The 16,070-nt window shown below is 57.8% G+C and carries 13 protein-coding genes; 9 read left to right on the top strand and 4 right to left on the bottom strand.

Annotated features, from left to right (window positions below; translation table 11 throughout):
* Positions 1-103: 103 nt before the first annotated feature.
* The 3 genes from IAE50_RS16325 (at position 104) to fsa (ending at position 3,641) form a co-directional block, all read left to right on the top strand.
* A complete protein-coding gene (locus IAE50_RS16325; protein WP_200580716.1) occupies positions 104-1,837 on the top strand; it encodes a phosphoethanolamine transferase CptA in 1,734 nt (577 codons plus the stop codon).
* 81 nt (positions 1,838-1,918) lie between these two features.
* Entirely contained in the window at positions 1,919-2,764 is an 846-nt protein-coding gene (locus IAE50_RS16320; RefSeq protein WP_200580715.1) for a helix-turn-helix transcriptional regulator, read from the top strand.
* A 214-nt stretch (positions 2,765-2,978) separates the two neighbouring features.
* Positions 2,979-3,641 (top strand): fructose-6-phosphate aldolase, encoded by a 663-nt coding sequence (fsa, locus tag IAE50_RS16315; RefSeq protein WP_200580714.1) that lies wholly within the window; start codon positions 2,979-2,981, stop codon positions 3,639-3,641.
* Positions 3,642-3,652: 11 nt separating this feature from the next.
* Here fsa and metF read toward each other — a convergent pair whose 3' ends face one another.
* From metF to metB, 3 genes are all read right to left on the bottom strand, one after another.
* A complete protein-coding gene (metF, locus tag IAE50_RS16310; RefSeq protein ID WP_042717063.1) occupies positions 3,653-4,555 on the bottom strand; it encodes a methylenetetrahydrofolate reductase in 903 nt (300 codons plus the stop codon).
* A gap of 203 nt (positions 4,556-4,758) precedes the next feature.
* Entirely contained in the window at positions 4,759-7,191 is a 2,433-nt protein-coding gene (locus IAE50_RS16305) for a bifunctional aspartate kinase/homoserine dehydrogenase II (RefSeq protein WP_200580713.1), read from the bottom strand.
* A gap of 2 nt (positions 7,192-7,193) precedes the next feature.
* Positions 7,194-8,354 carry a cystathionine gamma-synthase gene (gene metB, locus IAE50_RS16300; RefSeq protein ID WP_200580712.1) on the bottom strand — a complete coding sequence of 387 codons (1,161 nt, stop codon included), beginning with the start codon at positions 8,352-8,354 and terminating at the stop codon, positions 7,194-7,196.
* Between the two features lie 262 nt (positions 8,355-8,616).
* On the opposite strand from metB, the gene metJ reads away from it, so the two are divergent.
* Positions 8,617-8,934 carry a met regulon transcriptional regulator MetJ gene (metJ, locus tag IAE50_RS16295; RefSeq protein ID WP_023479337.1) on the top strand — a complete coding sequence of 106 codons (318 nt, stop codon included), beginning with the start codon at positions 8,617-8,619 and terminating at the stop codon, positions 8,932-8,934.
* A gap of 307 nt (positions 8,935-9,241) precedes the next feature.
* On the opposite strand, the gene rpmE is transcribed toward metJ, so the two are convergent.
* Positions 9,242-9,454 carry a 50S ribosomal protein L31 gene (gene rpmE / locus IAE50_RS16290; RefSeq protein WP_023479344.1) on the bottom strand — a complete coding sequence of 71 codons (213 nt, stop codon included), beginning with the start codon at positions 9,452-9,454 and terminating at the stop codon, positions 9,242-9,244.
* A 207-nt stretch (positions 9,455-9,661) separates the two neighbouring features.
* Between rpmE and priA the strand changes: the two genes are divergently transcribed.
* From priA to hslU, 5 genes are all read left to right on the top strand, one after another.
* On the top strand, positions 9,662-11,854 hold the full coding sequence (priA, locus tag IAE50_RS16285) for a primosomal protein N' (protein ID WP_200135249.1): 2,193 nt from the start codon (positions 9,662-9,664) through the stop codon (positions 11,852-11,854).
* 124 nt (positions 11,855-11,978) lie between these two features.
* Entirely contained in the window at positions 11,979-13,004 is a 1,026-nt protein-coding gene (gene cytR, locus IAE50_RS16280) for a DNA-binding transcriptional regulator CytR (protein WP_042717055.1), read from the top strand.
* A gap of 95 nt (positions 13,005-13,099) precedes the next feature.
* Complete coding sequence (gene ftsN, locus IAE50_RS16275; protein ID WP_139966905.1) at positions 13,100-14,089, top strand: cell division protein FtsN; 990 nt, start codon at positions 13,100-13,102, stop codon at positions 14,087-14,089.
* Between the two features lie 91 nt (positions 14,090-14,180).
* Positions 14,181-14,711, top strand: coding sequence for an ATP-dependent protease subunit HslV (hslV, locus tag IAE50_RS16270; RefSeq protein ID WP_023479345.1), 531 nt, complete (start codon positions 14,181-14,183; stop codon positions 14,709-14,711).
* 9 nt (positions 14,712-14,720) lie between these two features.
* Positions 14,721-16,055 (top strand): HslU--HslV peptidase ATPase subunit, encoded by a 1,335-nt coding sequence (hslU, locus tag IAE50_RS16265; protein ID WP_023479328.1) that lies wholly within the window; start codon positions 14,721-14,723, stop codon positions 16,053-16,055.
* Positions 16,056-16,070 lie beyond the last annotated feature (15 nt).

Raw genomic sequence — 16,070 nt, 5'->3', positions numbered from 1 at the left:
GGTGAGTCTTCACCAAAACAAACTCGCCTGAATAGTGACATTCAGGTTTGCTTAAGCTTTAGCCGCTATGTTTTAGCGCTATTTATTCGCACAGGCACTTCGTATGCGCTCCACACAATCTCATGCTAAACAATCGTTTAGTATGAAAGCCCTTGGATGGGCTCTGCTCTATTTTTGGTACTTCTCCACGGTTCTGCAGGTCGCTATCCTGGTTAGCGGATACAGCGGCACCAACGGTTTTCGCGACTCCATTCTCTTCAGTTCGCTATGGTTGATCCCGGTCTTCCTCTTCCCACGCTATACGCGCGCCATCGCGGCGGCTATTGGTGTGGTGCTGTGGGCTACCTCGCTGTCGATGCTCTCCTACTACGTCATTTACGGGCAGGAGTTCTCGCAGAGCGTGTTGTTTGTGATGTTCGAAACCAACACCCATGAAGCGAGCGAGTTTTTAGGGCAATACTTCAGCCTGAAGCTGGTGCTGATTGCGCTGGCCTACACCGCGGGCGCGATCTTCCTCTGGACTCGCCTGCGTCCGGTTTACATTCCTAACCCATGGCGCTGGGTCGTCTCGTTCGCCCTGCTGTATGGGCTGATCCTCAATCCAATTGCGATAAACATGCTCAAATATAAGCAGGATCTCGCTAAGGCTTCCTCAGGATTAGCCTCCAAGCTGGAGCCTGCCGCGCCGTGGCAGCTGGTGATGGGTTATGTACAGTATCGTAACCAGTTGAGCAGCCTGAACAGACTGCTCGACAGCAACCACGCTCTGCCGCCGCTGGCAAACCTGAAAGATGAGTCGGGCGATGCGCCGCGCACGCTGGTGCTGGTGATTGGCGAATCGACGCAGCGTGGCCGCATGAGCCTGTATGGCTACCCGCGCGAAACCACGCCGGAGCTGGATGCGCTGCATAAAAGCGACCCGCGGATGAGCCTCTTTACTAACGTAGTGACTTCGCGCCCCTACACCATTGAGATCCTGCAACAGGCGCTGACGTTCGCCGATGAGCAGCATCCGGATCTCTATCTGACGCAGCCCTCGCTGATGAACATGATGAAGCAGGCCGGGTACAAAACCTTCTGGATCACTAACCAGCAGACGATGACCGAGCGCAACACCATGCTGACCGTCTTTTCAAAACAGACGGATGTGCAGTTCTATATGAACCAGCAGCGTACGCAGAGCGCCCGCGAATATGACACCAACGTGCTGAAGCCGTTTAAAACCGTGCTCGCCGATCCTGCGCCGAAGAAGTTCATCATTGTGCACCTGCTCGGCACGCATATTCGCTACGACTTCCGCTACCCACAGGGCTGGGGCAAGTTTACCGATAAGCACGACCATCAACCGCCGGGGCTGGATGCCGATCAATCGGAGACCTACAACAGCTATGACGATGCCAACCGCTTTAACGATCATGTTGTCTCCTCGCTGATTAATGATTACAAAGCAACCGACCCGAACGGCTTCCTGCTCTACTTCTCCGATCATGGCGAAGAGGTGTATGACACGCCGCCGCACAATATTCAGGGGCGTAACGAAGCGGAGCCGACGCGCCATATGTACACCATTCCGTTTATCCTCTGGACTTCGGATAAGTGGCAAGCGGCGCATCCGCGTGATTTCTCCGCCGACCTCAACCGCAAATACAGCAGCTCACAGCTGATCCACACCTGGTCGGATTTAGCAGGCCTGCGCTACGACGGCTATGACGCCACGCGCTCGGTGGTCAGCCCGCAGTTCGTTGAAGCGACGCGCTGGATCGGTAACCCGTATAAGAAAAACGCGTTACGGGATTACGACGCGCTGCCGTACGGCGATCTCCCCGCCAACCAGTAAGCGTGTAAAGCCATCCCATCGGGATGGCTTTTTTTTTAGCCTGGCGCTATGGTGAGCCTGTTTTTTTGTCGCAGGAACATCATGAGCCACGATATTGCGCCTCTCCTCTCCCGCCTGATCCACGGCCCGGCAACGCTCAGGCAGATCCGCTTTGCGGCGGTGAACGCAACCGCGCCTGCGCTTGCCTGCCAGGTCGACTTCCCGCGCCTTGAAATCGTGCTGGAGGGGGCGCTGACCGATGCGGCGATCGCCGGCGAGACAGCATTGATGATGCAACATGATGTGTTGTACGTTCCCGCTGGCGGCTGGAACTGCCCGCGCTGGCTGGCACCGGCCAGGAGCTTAAGCGTGCTGTTTGGCAAACAGCAGCTCTGCTTTAGCCTTACGCAGTGGGATGGCGAAGCCCTTCAGACGCTGACCCGGCAGCACGTAGCCCGGCGCGGCCCGCGCATTGGCTCCTTCCTGCTGCAAACGCTGCACGAGATGCAGATGCAGCCAGATGATCAGCACACGGCGCGGTTGATTGTCACCAGCCTGCTGAGCCACTGCCACGATCTGCTCGGCAGCCAGATCCATACCGCATCGCGCAGCCAGGCGCTGTTTGAAGCCATCCGTGACTATATCGATGAACATTACGCCATGCCGCTCACCCGCGAGTCGGTCGCGCAGGCGTTCTACATTTCGCCCAACTACCTCTCCCATCTGTTCCAGAAAACCGGCGCTGTCGGCTTTAGTGAATATCTGACCCACACCCGGCTGGAGCATGCGAAAACGCTGCTTAAAGGCTACGACCTGAAAATCAAAGAGGTGGCGCACAGCTGCGGGTTTGTCGACAGCAACTACTTCTGCCGCCTGTTCCGTAAAAACACCGAACGCTCGCCCTCCGAGTATCGCCAGCACTACCACAGCCAGCTACGGGACAAATAATTCCGCTACTGGATTTTTGTACGCTTTTATACCCACTTAACTTCCATGCTTCGCGTTTGAATCCGCTTTTCATCGGAGTGCACTGCATTTTGTGAGCGCTGTCACACTTCATCCCTATGCGTACATTTGTCCAGTGTTTGGCAGAATTGTTATATAGCCGCCGCCGCCTCGCAGACCGTATGCTTTCGCCAGATCATATTGATGAGGAAGCAGGATGGAACTCTATCTGGATACGGCCCATATCGCGGAAGTGGAGCGCCTTGCGCGCATCTATCCGCTGGCTGGTGTCACCACCAACCCGAGCATTATTGCCGCTGGTAAAACTCCACTCTGGGAGGTTTTGCCGCGCCTGCAACAGGCGATTGGGGCGAATGGTACGCTCTTCGCCCAGGTGATGAGCCGCGATGCCGAGGGTATGGTGAGCGAGGCGAAAAGGCTTCACCATGCGCTGCCGGGTATCGTGGTTAAAATCCCGGTGACGGGCGAAGGGCTGGCGGCAATTAAACAGTTGAAAAAAGAGGGGATCGTGACGCTAGGTACAGCGGTCTATAGCGCGGCGCAGGGTTTACTCGCGGCGCTGGCCGGGGCCAAATATGTCGCGCCCTATGTTAACCGCGTTGATGCGCAGGGCGGCGATGGTGTGCGCATGGTGCAGGAGCTACAAACCTTGCTGAGTTTGCATGCGCCGGAGAGCAAAGTGCTGGCGGCAAGCTTCAAAACCCCGCGCCAGGCGCTCGACTGTCTGCTCGCCGGGTGCGAGGCGATTACCCTGCCGGTCGATGTGGCGAAGCAGATGCTCAATACGCCCGCCGTTGAATCCGCCGTCGAGAAGTTCGAGCAGGATTGGCAAAGCGCGTTTGGCAGCCTGAGCCTGTAATTTTCTCCGTACTAGACGGCAACGTTACAGGCCGGGCGCACGCCGAGGGTGTGACAAATGGCATAGCTCATTTCGGCGCGGTTCAGGGTGTAGAAGTGAAAATCTTTAACCCCTTCGCGGCTAAGGATCTTCACCATATCCATGGCGATATTCGCGCCGACCAGCTTGCGGGTTTCCGCATCGTCATCCAGCCCGGCGAACATTTGCGACATCCACGCCGGGATGCGCACGTTGGTCATGTCGGCGAACTTTTTCGCCTGCTTAAAGTTGGAGACCGGCAGAATGCCGGGAATGATCTCGACGTCGATACCGGTTGAGGCGCAGCGATCGCGAAAGCGCAGGTAGCTCTCAACATCGAAGAAAAATTGCGTGATGGCGCGGCTGGCGCCCGCATCGACTTTACGCTTCAGGTTGAGCAAGTCGGCCTGCGCGCTTTTCGCTTCCGGGTGCACTTCCGGGTAAGCAGCGACGGAGATATCAAAATCCGCCACCTCTTTTAACAGGCTCACCAGATCGGCGGCATACATTTCAGGCTTTCCGCCGCCCGGCGGTAAATCGCCGCGCAGGGCAACGATATGGCGAATGCCGTTGTTCCAGTAATCCTGCGCGATGGTGCGCAGTTCATCGCGGGTGGCGTCGATGCAGGTCAGATGCGGCACCGCTTCCAGCCCGGTGCGATCTTTAATCCCTTTGATAATGCTGTGCGTGCGGTCGCGCTCGCCGGAGTTCGCGCCGTAGGTGACCGAAACGAATTTCGGCTTCAGGCTGCTTAAGCGATCGATGGAGCTCCATAAGGTCTGTTCCATTTCACTGGTGCGCGGCGGGAAAAACTCAAAGGAGACGTTAATCTGGCCGTGAACTTCCGCCAGGCTCTGATTCAGGGCTTCCCGCTGATTGGCGTGAAAAAAGCTCATACCTTACCTCATCAATCACAAGTCATTATTCAGGGTGAGCGAACTTCTATACGTTTAGACGTCCAGATGTAAAAATGACGGAAATCGTACAAAGCGTCAACAGAAATATCTCGATTATGCGTGAGGAGTTTTCAGCGAAGATGAAAAAGATTCATGAGGTGGGAAACTCCCCTCCCGGCGCGGGAGAGGAGTTGCAGCGAGGATTACAGCAGCTGTGCGAGGCGGTTAATATCGGACTGAATAGCGCCCGCGGTGACATCACGGCCTGCGCCCGGCCCACGGATCACCATCGGGTTATCGCGATACCAGCGGCTCTCAATAGCAAAGACGTTATCGCACGGCAGCAGCGCGGCCAGCGGATGCTCCGGGCGCACCGCTTCAACGCCAACGCGCGCTTTGCCATTGGCATCGAAACGGGCAACGTAACGCAGCACCAGCCCCAGCTCGCGGGCGGCTTCAAGGCGCTGGAGCATCTGCTCATTCAACGCCTCGCCATTCTCGAAGAAGTGATCGACGGATTCTGCTTCGCAGCCCGGCGGCACCAGCGACTCGACGCGCACCTGATCCGGCTCGATGTCATACCCCGCTTCGCGGGCGAGGATCACCAGCTTGCGCATCACATCTTTGCCGGAGAGATCGACGCGCGGATCCGGCTCGGTCAGCCCCTGCTGCCACGCCTGATCCACCAGCTCGGTGAAGGGCACGCTGCCATCAAACTGCAGGAACAGCCAGGAGAGCGTACCGGAGAAGATACCGCTGATCGCCAGAATCGAATCGCCGCTGTCGCGCAGATCGCGCACGGTGTGGTTAACCGGCAAACCCGCGCCGACGGTGGCGTTATAGAGCCAGTGGCGGCCAGTTTTTTCAAAGGCGTCATGGATCTGGCGGAAGCGATCGCTTTTGCTCGCGCCCGCCAGCTTGTTAGCACTGATCACATGGAAGCCGTGGCTGGCGAAATCGAGATACTGTTCCGCAAGCTGCTCGCTGGCGGTGACATCCAGCACCACTAAATCATCATACGGATGGGCGCGCATCCACAGGAACAGCGACTCCTCATCCTGCTCTACCGCTTCATCATTGAAGAAAGCAAGCGCGCGGCTGGCATCCAGCCCGTCGTAGCTCAACAGGCTGCGGCGGCTATCAACCACCCCTGCCAGCACAAACTCAAACCCGGTACGCGCAGAGAGCGCGCTCTGCTCGCGGGAGAAGAGCTCAAGCCAGCGCGAGCCGATATTGCCTTTACCAAACAGCACCAGACCAATGCGTTTTTCCGCGCGGAACAGCGACTGGTGCAGGCCCTGGATCAGGCTCTCGGTCGGGCCGACGCGCAGCACGGCCACCAGGCTGATCCCTTCGTCCGATTGCCAGATAAACTCGACCGGCTGCCCTTTTAACTGCTGCCAGAAGCGGTGGCTGTGCAGCGGATTGCGGCATACGCCCGCGCCGACCATCGCCACCAGCGCCAGCCCCTGGCGTAAACGCAGCTCGCCCGGCAGACCCGCCTCATCAAGCAGTTTAAAGACGCTGTCGACCACTTCGGAGGTGTAGCAGAGTTGCAGCAGATTGCGGTCAGCGTGAGCACCGACCGCCAGCGGGCGCACCTGCGCGCGCTTGAGAATAATGTCGATCTCTCTGTGCGCCAGCTTAAAGTCCTGCCCTGACGGCACGAGGAACTCAATCAGGCAGACATCATCATGGCTGGTAACAATGCGCGCCCCGGTACCGGAAGCGAGCACGCGCTCAATGCGCGTTGAACCCTGCTCGGGGTTGTAGCTGCAACGCAGTTGCAGATCGATATTGCTGCCGGAAACCGGCTGTAACGTGCGGGCATGCAGCACCGGTGCGGCGAGGCGCGCCAGCTCGCTCGCTTCATCCAGACGCAACAGCGGCAGCAGACAGGCATCTTTCACTTTGCGCGGGTCGGCGCTGTAGACCCCGGCGACATCGCTCCAGATGGTCACGCGCGAAACATCGCCCAGCGCGCCGATCTGCGTTGCCGAATAGTCGGAACCGTTACGGCCAAGCAGCACGGTTTCGCCCGCGTCGTTGCGGCTGATAAAGCCGGTCACTACAATTCGTTTACCCGGATGCTGCGCCAGCTGCTGCTGGAGTAAAGGGTACGAGGCCCCTTCATTGACCTGCGGCTGCGCGCTGCGCTCGGCGCGGAGGAAATCGCGGGCATCGAGCCAGGTGGCGTCAAGCTCCTGCTGATTCAGCACCGCTGCCATCAAGCGCGCGGACCAGATTTCACCGTGACCCACTACTTCGGCATAAACAGCCTCGTTGATGCCGCTGTCGAGCAGCGCGGCGAGGTGCTCCAGATCGTGAATAAAGGCGCTGGTCAGGCCATCGGCTACATCGGCAGGTAACAGGCCGTTAATTAATTCGAGCTGATAGCGGCGCAGCGATTGCTGCACCTGATGCGCAGAGAGGCGATCGGTCTGGCTCAGTTTAAGCCAGCTAATCAACTGGTTGGTGGTGCTGCCGGCGGCCGAAACCACCATCATGTCGCCCGGCTGCGAGTACTCCGCCATGATCCCTGCTACGCGCAGATAACACTTCACATCCGCCAGACTACTGCCACCAAATTTGTGCAGCTGACGAGCCTTCGTCCCTGCCTGCGCAATCACACTCATGTTTACCCCTCAGCGGCGATCCGGAAGCCATTTTCCAGATCGGCAATCAAATCTTCACTATCTTCAATACCGGTTGAGATGCGCAGCAGCGTCTCACCGATCCCGGCGGCGGCGCGTGCTTCCGGCGCCATGCCCGCGTGGGTCATGGTCGCGGCGTGGGAGATTAAACTCTCAACCCCGCCTAACGATTCCGCCAGTGTAAACAGCGACAATCCGCTCAGGAAACGACGCAGCGTCTGCTCATCGCCAGCCAGTTCAAAACTCAACATCGCGCCAAAGCCCTTTTGCTGACGCGCCGCAATCTCATGCCCCTGGTTATCCGGCAGAGAAGGATGGTACAGCTTTTTCACCAGCGGCTGAGTCTGCAAAAAGTCGACAATCGCCTGCGCGTTACGCTGCGCCACTTCCATGCGCGGCGACAGGGTGCGCAGCCCGCGCAGCAGCAAATAGCTGTCGAAGGCACTGCCGGTGACGCCAATATTATTCGCCCACCATGCCAGTTCGGTGACGGTCGCCTCATCCTTCGCAATCACCACGCCGGCTACCACATCAGAGTGCCCGTTGAGGTATTTGGTGCAGGAGTGCAGCACCAGATCCGCCCCCAGCGCCAGCGGGTTTTGCAACGCCGGGCTCAGGAAGGTGTTATCCACCACGCTTACCGCACCCGCTTCCCGCGCAAGCCCACAGATTTTCGCAATATCTACGACGCGCAACAATGGGTTACTGGGAGTTTCTACCAGCACCAGCTTCGGTTTTTCCTCCAGTGCCGCTCTCAGCGCCTGCTCATCGCCCTGATCGACAAACTTCACGCGGTAGCAGCCGCGTTTCGCCAGGCTATCAAACAGACGATAGCTGCCGCCGTAACAGTCGTGCGGCGCCATCAGCAGATCGCCAGGCTTGAGGAACACCGTGGTCACCAGATGAATTGCCGACATGCCGGTATTGGTCATCACCGCGCCCGCACCGCCCTCCAGCTCCGCCAGCGCGCGCTGCACTACATCACGCGTAGGATTACCGCGACGCGAGTAGTCATGGGCGCGAGGTTCGTTAAAACCGGTGAAGTTATAGGTACTGGAGAGGTGAATCGGGGGGACAACGCAACCGTACTGCTCGTCATCGTTCAATCCGCTACGCACTGCGATGGTGGCCTGTTTACGCGTCATGGTGAAGGCTTCCTGGCTTAATGGATGAAAAGTCAGGTCACAGAGTAAACACTGGAATAATAGACGTCAATACATCTGGACATCTAAACTTCTTTGCGTATAGATTGAGCAATCGCATAATAGCCGTTAAAATTATATGCTTTCGTACGATATTGCAGAGCGATACACGGTGTCACCCCGATGACTCTACGGTAAACTACGCGCAATTACGGCCCGGCGCGACCGGGTATAGATCAATGACTGAGAGGATTAAAGGTATCTCATGGCTGAATGGAGCGGCGAATATATCAGCCCATACGCTGAGCACGGCAAGAAGAGTGAGCAAGTAAAAAAAATTACGGTGTCCATTCCTCTTAAGGTGTTAAAAATCCTCACCGATGAACGTACCCGTCGTCAGGTGAATAACCTGCGCCACGCCACCAACAGCGAACTGCTGTGCGAGGCGTTTTTACATGCGTTCACCGGCCAGCCTTTGCCGAATGATGAAGACCTGCGTAAAGAGCGCAGCGATGAGATCCCGGAAGAGGCGAAAGTGATTATGCGTGAAATGGGTATCGACCCGGATACGTGGGAATACTGATCGCAATAAAAAGGGCGGAAATCATATTCCGCCCTTTTTGATTTATCGCACCTGCTTATCAGAAACGCGTCACTTCCGGATGCACTTCTGCCAGTGAGAGCAGGTAAGACATAAATACGTTTTTCATTGCTGTCAGCATACAAATGATCCTTTTACGCTCAAATAGTGTGAGGAGATGTATGGCGACAGGGTATGCCTGTTTTTTGACCAGAGCAATATTTTTGTGAAGCTCATCACAAAAATACTCCCCCTGAGGCAAACCGCAGAGACAAAAAAAGCGCCTTTCGGCGCTTTTTTCTTTGGCAACTTACTTGCTGCCCGGGATGCTGAAGCGTTTGTTGAAACGGTCAACACGGCCACCAGTTGCAACATCACGCTGCTTACCGGTGAAGAACGGGTGGCATTTACCACACACGTCCAGGTTCAGATCGTGACCCAGAGTAGAGTGGGTTTCGATCACGTTACCGCAAGAACAGGTTGCAGTAATCGCTACGTAATTCGGGTGAATACCTTTTTTCATGGGGAAACCTCAGTTTAAGGCCGCGTCGCTCTTCCAGCCCTAACGCCAGACACCACGCGAGTTGATATGTAAGTGAATCTCTGACGCCGCAATGAGCATCAAAGGCGGCGAATCATACAGAAATTAACCAGCGTATGCAAACTGATCCGCTCGACCGTCTTAACAATGTGTATACTAACCCGCCACTTTTCAAGTCAGGATGATGAAATGCCCGTCGCCCACGTTGCGCTCTCTGTACCGCTGCCCCGCACTTTCGATTACCTGCTGCCGGAGGGAACCCCCGCCAGCGCTGGTTTTCGCGTGCGCGTGCCGTTCGGTAATCAGACCCGCGTCGGGATTGTGGTGGCGGTCAGCGACAAAAGCGAGCTGCCGCTGGCGGAGCTGAAAAGCGTCGAAGAGGTGCTCGACAGCGAGCCCGCGTTCTCAACGCCCGTCTGGCGAATGCTGCTCTGGGCGGCTGACTATTATCATCATCCAATTGGCGATGTGTTATTCAATGCCCTGCCCGTTCTGCTGCGCCAGACCAAACCGGCCAGCGCCGAGTTTCAGGGCTACTGGTTCGCCACCGAACAGGGGCAGGCAACCGACATCAACCGCATCAAGTCGCCAAAACAGCAGCAAGCGTTATCGGCGCTGCGCAAAGGCAAAGTGTGGCAGCATCAGCTAGCGGCGTTAGATCTGAAAAGCGTGACCCTGCAAGCCCTGCGCGCAAAAGGGCTGGTGGAGATGAACAGCGAAGCGCCGACGTTTACGGACTGGCGCAGCACCTTTTCCGTCAGCGGCGATCGTCTGCGGCTCAATACCGAACAGGCCACCGCCGTCGGCGCGATCCACAGCGCAGCAGATCGCTTCTCTGCCTGGCTGCTGGCGGGCGTCACCGGATCCGGCAAAACGGAAGTCTATCTGAGCGTGCTGGAAAATGTGCTCGAACAGGGCAAACAGGCGCTGGTGATGGTGCCGGAGATTGGCCTGACGCCGCAAACCATCGCCCGTTTTCGCGAGCGGTTTAATGCTCCCGTTGAAGTGCTGCACTCTGGCCTTAACGACAGCGAACGCCTGACCACCTGGCAGAAAGCAAAAAGCGGTGAAGCGGCGATTGTCATCGGTACGCGCTCCTCGCTCTTCACCCCTTTTAAAAACCTTGGCGTAATCGTCATCGATGAGGAGCATGACAGCTCCTATAAACAGCAGGAGGGGTGGCGCTACCATGCGCGCGATCTGGCTGTTTACCGTGCGCACAGCGAGCAGATCCCGATAATCCTCGGTTCGGCGACGCCGGCGCTGGAGACGCTGCACAACGTGCGGGCGCGGAAATACCACATGCTGCGGCTGACACGCCGCGCAGGCAATGCACGCCCGGCGATGCAGCACGTGCTGGATATGAAAGCCCAGCCGCTACAGGCGGGGCTGGCCCCTGCATTAATCAACCGCCTGCGTCAGCATCTGCAAGCGGGCAACCAGGCGATCCTTTTCCTTAACCGGCGTGGCTTCGCCCCGGCGCTGCTCTGCCATGATTGTGGCTGGATCGCCGAGTGCGCGCGCTGCGATCACTACTACACCTTCCACCAGGCGCAGCAGCATCTGCGTTGCCACCACTGTGACAGCCAGCGCCCGGTGCCGCGCCAGTGTCCGTCGTGCGGCTCCACGCACCTGCTGCCGGTTGGGCTTGGTACCGAGCAGCTGGAGCAGGCGCTGGCTCCGCTGTTTCCCGGCGTACCAATTTCGCGCATCGACCGCGACACCACCAGCCGCAAGGGCGCGCTGGAGCAGCATCTTGCCGAAGTGCATCGCGGCGGTGCGCGCATTCTGATTGGCACCCAGATGCTCGCCAAAGGGCATCACTTTCCAGATGTTACGCTGGTGGCGCTGCTCGACGTCGACGGCGCGCTCTTTTCCGCCGACTTCCGCGCCGCAGAGCGCTTTGCTCAGCTCTATACTCAGGTTTCAGGTCGCGCCGGACGCGCTGGCAAACAGGGCGAAGTGGTGCTGCAAACGCACCACCCGGAACACCCGCTGCTGCAAACGCTGCTGCATAAAGGCTACGACACCTTTGCCGAGCAGGCGCTGGCCGAGCGCCAGACACTGCAACTCCCGCCGTGGACCAGCCATGTGCTGATCCGTGCGGAAGATCAGAACAACCAGCATGCCCCCCTCTTCCTGCAACAGCTGAAAAACCTGCTGCAGGCGAGCCCGCTGGCAGATAACCAACTCTGGATCCTCGGCCCGGTCCCGGCGCTGGCGGCCAAGCGCGCCGGGCGCTACCGCTGGCAAATCCTGTTACAACACCCCTCCCGCATTCGCCTGCAACACATTGTGCATGGCGCGCTGGCGCTGATTAACACCCTGCCCGATGCCCGACGCGTAAAATGGGTACTGGATGTCGATCCGATCGAAAGCTGATGCTGCGAGCCAGCGCGTAAAATAGAATGCCCGTCACACTTTTTGTGAAATTTCTGTAACCGATGCGCTTAACTATCTGATAAAAATGTGACTACGCCTGCGCCGTGCATGCGAGGAGAACAAGGTGAAACCGAAAAATCAGGTTGCGGCAGCAACCATGAAAGATGTTGCCATGAAAGCAAAGGTTTCTACGGCAACCGTATCTCGTGCATTAATGAACCCGGAAAAAGTGTCACAGGCGACCCGCAACCGGGTTGAGCAGGCCGCCATGGAAGTGGGCTATCTGCCGCAGTCGATGGGCCGCAATGTGAAGCGCAATGAGTCCCGTACCCTGCTGGTGATTGTGCCGGATATCTGCGATCCCTTCTTCAGTGAGATTATCCGCGGCATCGAAGTGACCGCTGCGGAGCATGGCTACCTGGTACTGATTGGCGACTGCGCCCATCAAAATCAGCAGGAAAAGACCTTTATCGATCTGATCATCACCAAGCAAATTGATGGCATGCTGCTGCTCGGTTCACGTCTGCCGTTTGACGCCAGCATTGAAGAGCAGCGCAATTTACCGCCGATGGTGATGGCTAATGAGTTCGCGCCGGAGCTGGAGCTGCCGACGGTGCACATCGACAACCTGACGGCGGCCTTTAATGCCGTCTCTTATCTGCAGGAGCAGGGGCACCAGCTGATTGGCTGTATCGCCGGCCCGGAAGAGATGCCGCTCTGCCACTACCGCTTGCAGGGGTACGTGCAGGCGCTGCGCCGCGCGGGTGCGACGGTGGATAAGGAGTATATTACGCGCGGCGATTTCACCTTCGAAGCCGGGGCGCAGGCGCTGGAGCAGCTTCTCTCCCTGCCGAAACCGCCGACGGCTCTCTTCTGCCATAGCGATGTGATGGCGCTTGGCGCACTGTCGCAGGCAAAACGCCGCGGCCTGAAGGTGCCGGAGGATCTGTCGATTATCGGCTTTGATAACATCTCGCTGGCAGAGTATTGCGACCCGCCGCTCACTACCGTGGCGCAGCCGCGCTACGACATTGGGCGCGAAGCGATGCTGCTTCTGCTGGAGCAGTTGCAGGGTCACACGGTGAGCAGCGGCTCGCGACTATTAGATTGTGAATTAATCCTGCGTGGCTCAACGCGCGCGCTAACGTAAAGGCGGGGGCTTTCGGACGCCCTCTTCTGGTCAAAACCCCGTCGCTTAAGTAACATGGCGGGCTGTTAAACGAATATGAATACAGCGAAACGATAGTGGCCCAACGAGATTATGTACGCCGCAGCCAGTCGACTCCTGCGCGGCGAAAGAAGAGCACCTCAAAGAAAAAGCAGCGCAGCGCGCCTGCGGTCTCGCCAGCAATGGTCGCGATAGCGGCCGCCGTGCTGGTCGCCTTTATCGGTGGTTTGTACTTTATTACGCATCATAAGAAAGAAGAGTCAGAATCCCTGCAGAACCAGAAAGTGACCGGTAACGGCCTGCCGCCGAAGCCGGAAGAGCGCTGGCGCTATATTAAAGAGCTGGAGAGCCGCCAGCCTGGCGTACGCGCGCCGACCGAGCCGACAGCCGGGGGCGAAGTGCAAAAACCGGAGCAGTTAACCGATGAGCAGCGCCAGCTGTTAGCCCAGATGCAGGCAGATATGCGCCAGACGCCGACGCAGCTCAATGAGGTGCCGTGGAACGAGCAGACGCCGGAGCAGCGCCAGCAAACGTTGCAGCGTCAGCGCCAGGTTCAGCAGATGCAGCAACAACAGCAGCAGTCTCAGTGGACGCAAAGCCAGCCGGTTCAGCAACCACGTACGCAGCCGCGCACCGTAGAACAGCAACCTGCGCGCGTCGCCACGCCGCCGCGCCAGACGCAGCAAGCGCAGCAGAAACCGGCCACCAATTCGCAGCCCTATCAGGATCTGCTGCAAACGCCGCCGCACAGCAACGCCGCGCAGCCAAAAGCGCAGCAGGCCGCGCCGGTAACGCGCGAAGCGGAAACGGCGAAGGCGCAGCCGACAGAGAAAAAAGATGAGCGTCGCTGGCTGATCCAGTGCGGCTCGTTCAAAGGCCAGGAGCAGGCGGAAACCGTCCGCGCGCAGCTGGCGTTTGAGGGCTTTGACTCACGCATCACCAGCAATAATGGCTGGAATCGCGTTGTGATGGGTCCGCTGAAAGGCAAAGAGAGCGCCGAGGCCACCCTCGGCAAGCTGAAACTGGCCGGTCACGCAAACTGCATTCGACTTTCCGCCGGGGGTTGAAACCCCCAAAATCTCCCCCATCTATAAATGCATTCTGCCCCGTACGCTGTGCGGGGCGCTGTATGTGCTTTTGTAACCAAGGGGTCTGCTCGTGACAACAATCGTAAGCGTACGCCGTAACGGCCATGTCGTTATCGCCGGTGATGGCCAGGCCACACTGGGCAACACCGTGATGAAGGGCAACGTTAAAAAAGTTCGCCGTCTCTATAACGACAAAGTCATTGCAGGCTTTGCGGGCGGCACAGCGGATGCCTTCACGCTGTTTGAGCTGTTTGAACGCAAACTGGAAATGCACCAGGGTCATCTGGTAAAAGCCGCCGTCGAGCTGGCAAAGGACTGGCGTACCGATCGTATGCTGCGCAAGCTGGAAGCGCTGTTAGCGGTCGCCGACGAAACCGCGTCGCTGATCATCACCGGTAACGGCGATGTGATTCAGCCGGAAAATGACCTGATTGCCATCGGCTCTGGCGGACCATACGCCCAGGCCGCTGCCCGCGCACTGCTGGAGAACACCGAGCTTGGCGCGCGCGACATTGCTGAGAAGGCGTTGGGGATCGCAGGCGATATCTGCATCTACACCAACCACTTCCATACCATCGAAGAATTACCCGCTCAAGCGTAAGGATCTCCCATGTCTGAAATGACCCCACGCGAAATCGTCAGCGAACTGAATAAACACATCATCGGTCAGGACGCGGCAAAGCGCTCTGTGGCGATTGCTCTGCGTAACCGCTGGCGCCGTATGCAGCTCGATGAAGAGCTGCGTCACGAAGTGACCCCGAAAAATATTCTGATGATCGGCCCGACCGGCGTTGGTAAAACCGAAATCGCCCGTCGTCTGGCAAAGCTCGCCAACGCGCCGTTTATTAAAGTGGAAGCGACCAAGTTCACCGAAGTGGGCTATGTCGGGAAAGAAGTGGATTCGATTATTCGCGATTTGACCGATGCCGCCGTGAAAATGGTGCGCAGCCAGTCAATTGACAGGAACCGCTACCGCGCCGAAGAGATGGCGGAAGAGCGCATCCTCGATGTGCTGATCCCGCCGGCGAAAAACAACTGGGGCCAGCCGGAACAGGCGGCAGAACCCTCTGCGGCGCGCCAATCCTTCCGTAAAAAACTGCGCGAAGGCCAGCTGGATGACAAAGAGATTGAGATCGATCTCGCCGCCGCGCCAATGGGCGTCGAAATCATGGCCCCTCCGGGCATGGAAGAGATGACCAACCAGCTGCAGTCGATGTTCCAGAACCTCGGCGGGCAGAAGCAGAAGCCGCGTAAGCTGAAAATCAAAGACGCGATGAAGCTGCTGATCGAAGAGGAAGCGGCGAAACTGGTTAACCCGGAAGAGTTGAAAGAGGAAGCGATCGAAGCCGTTGAGCAGCACGGTATCGTCTTTATCGATGAGATCGACAAAATCTGTAAGCGCGGCGGTAACACCTCCGGCCCGGACGTCTCCCGCGAAGGTGTACAGCGCGACCTGCTGCCGCTGGTTGAGGGCTGCACCGTGTCGACCAAACATGGGATGGTGAAAACTGACCATATCCTGTTTATCGCGTCCGGCGCGTTCCAGGTTGCCAGCCCGTCCGATCTGATCCCGGAATTGCAGGGTCGTCTGCCAATCCGCGTTGAACTGCAGGCGCTGACCGCGGAAGACTTTGAGCGCATCCTCACCGAGCCAAACGCCTCTGTGACCGTGCAGTATAAAGCGCTGATGGCAACCGAAGGGGTGAATATCGAATTTACCGACGACGGCATTAAGCGTATCGCGCAGGCCGCATGGCAGGTGAACGAAAGCACCGAAAACATCGGCGCGCGCCGTTTGCACACCGTGCTGGAGCGTTTGATGGAGGATATCTCCTATGACGCCAGCGATCTGGGCGGCGAAACCATTACCATTGATGCAGACTATGTGAGTAAACACCTTGATGCTTTAGTGGCGGATGAAGATCTGAGCCGTTTTATCTTATAATCGCGCTCATACTCT

Source organism: Kosakonia sp. S42, assembly GCF_016624785.1.
Lineage (GTDB): Bacteria > Pseudomonadota > Gammaproteobacteria > Enterobacterales > Enterobacteriaceae > Kosakonia > Kosakonia cowanii.
This window is presented reverse-complemented; position numbering and strand designations above follow the sequence as displayed.

Excerpts from the sequence above, each read along its gene's own strand:
- IAE50_RS16325 (WP_200580716.1), top strand. The coding sequence starts at position 104 with ATGCGCTCCACACAATCTCATGCTAAACAATCGTTTAGTATGAAAGCC.
- IAE50_RS16320 (WP_200580715.1), top strand. The coding sequence starts at position 1,919 with ATGAGCCACGATATTGCGCCTCTCCTCTCCCGCCTGATCCACGGCCCG.
- fsa (WP_200580714.1), top strand. The coding sequence starts at position 2,979 with ATGGAACTCTATCTGGATACGGCCCATATCGCGGAAGTGGAGCGCCTT.
- metF (WP_042717063.1), bottom strand. The coding sequence starts at position 4,555 with ATGAGCTTTTTTCACGCCAATCAGCGGGAAGCCCTGAATCAGAGCCTG.
- IAE50_RS16305 (WP_200580713.1), bottom strand. The coding sequence starts at position 7,191 with ATGAGTGTGATTGCGCAGGCAGGGACGAAGGCTCGTCAGCTGCACAAA.
- metB (WP_200580712.1), bottom strand. The coding sequence starts at position 8,354 with ATGACGCGTAAACAGGCCACCATCGCAGTGCGTAGCGGATTGAACGAT.
- metJ (WP_023479337.1), top strand. The coding sequence starts at position 8,617 with ATGGCTGAATGGAGCGGCGAATATATCAGCCCATACGCTGAGCACGGC.
- rpmE (WP_023479344.1), bottom strand. The coding sequence starts at position 9,454 with ATGAAAAAAGGTATTCACCCGAATTACGTAGCGATTACTGCAACCTGT.
- priA (WP_200135249.1), top strand. The coding sequence starts at position 9,662 with ATGCCCGTCGCCCACGTTGCGCTCTCTGTACCGCTGCCCCGCACTTTC.
- hslU (WP_023479328.1), top strand. The coding sequence starts at position 14,721 with ATGTCTGAAATGACCCCACGCGAAATCGTCAGCGAACTGAATAAACAC.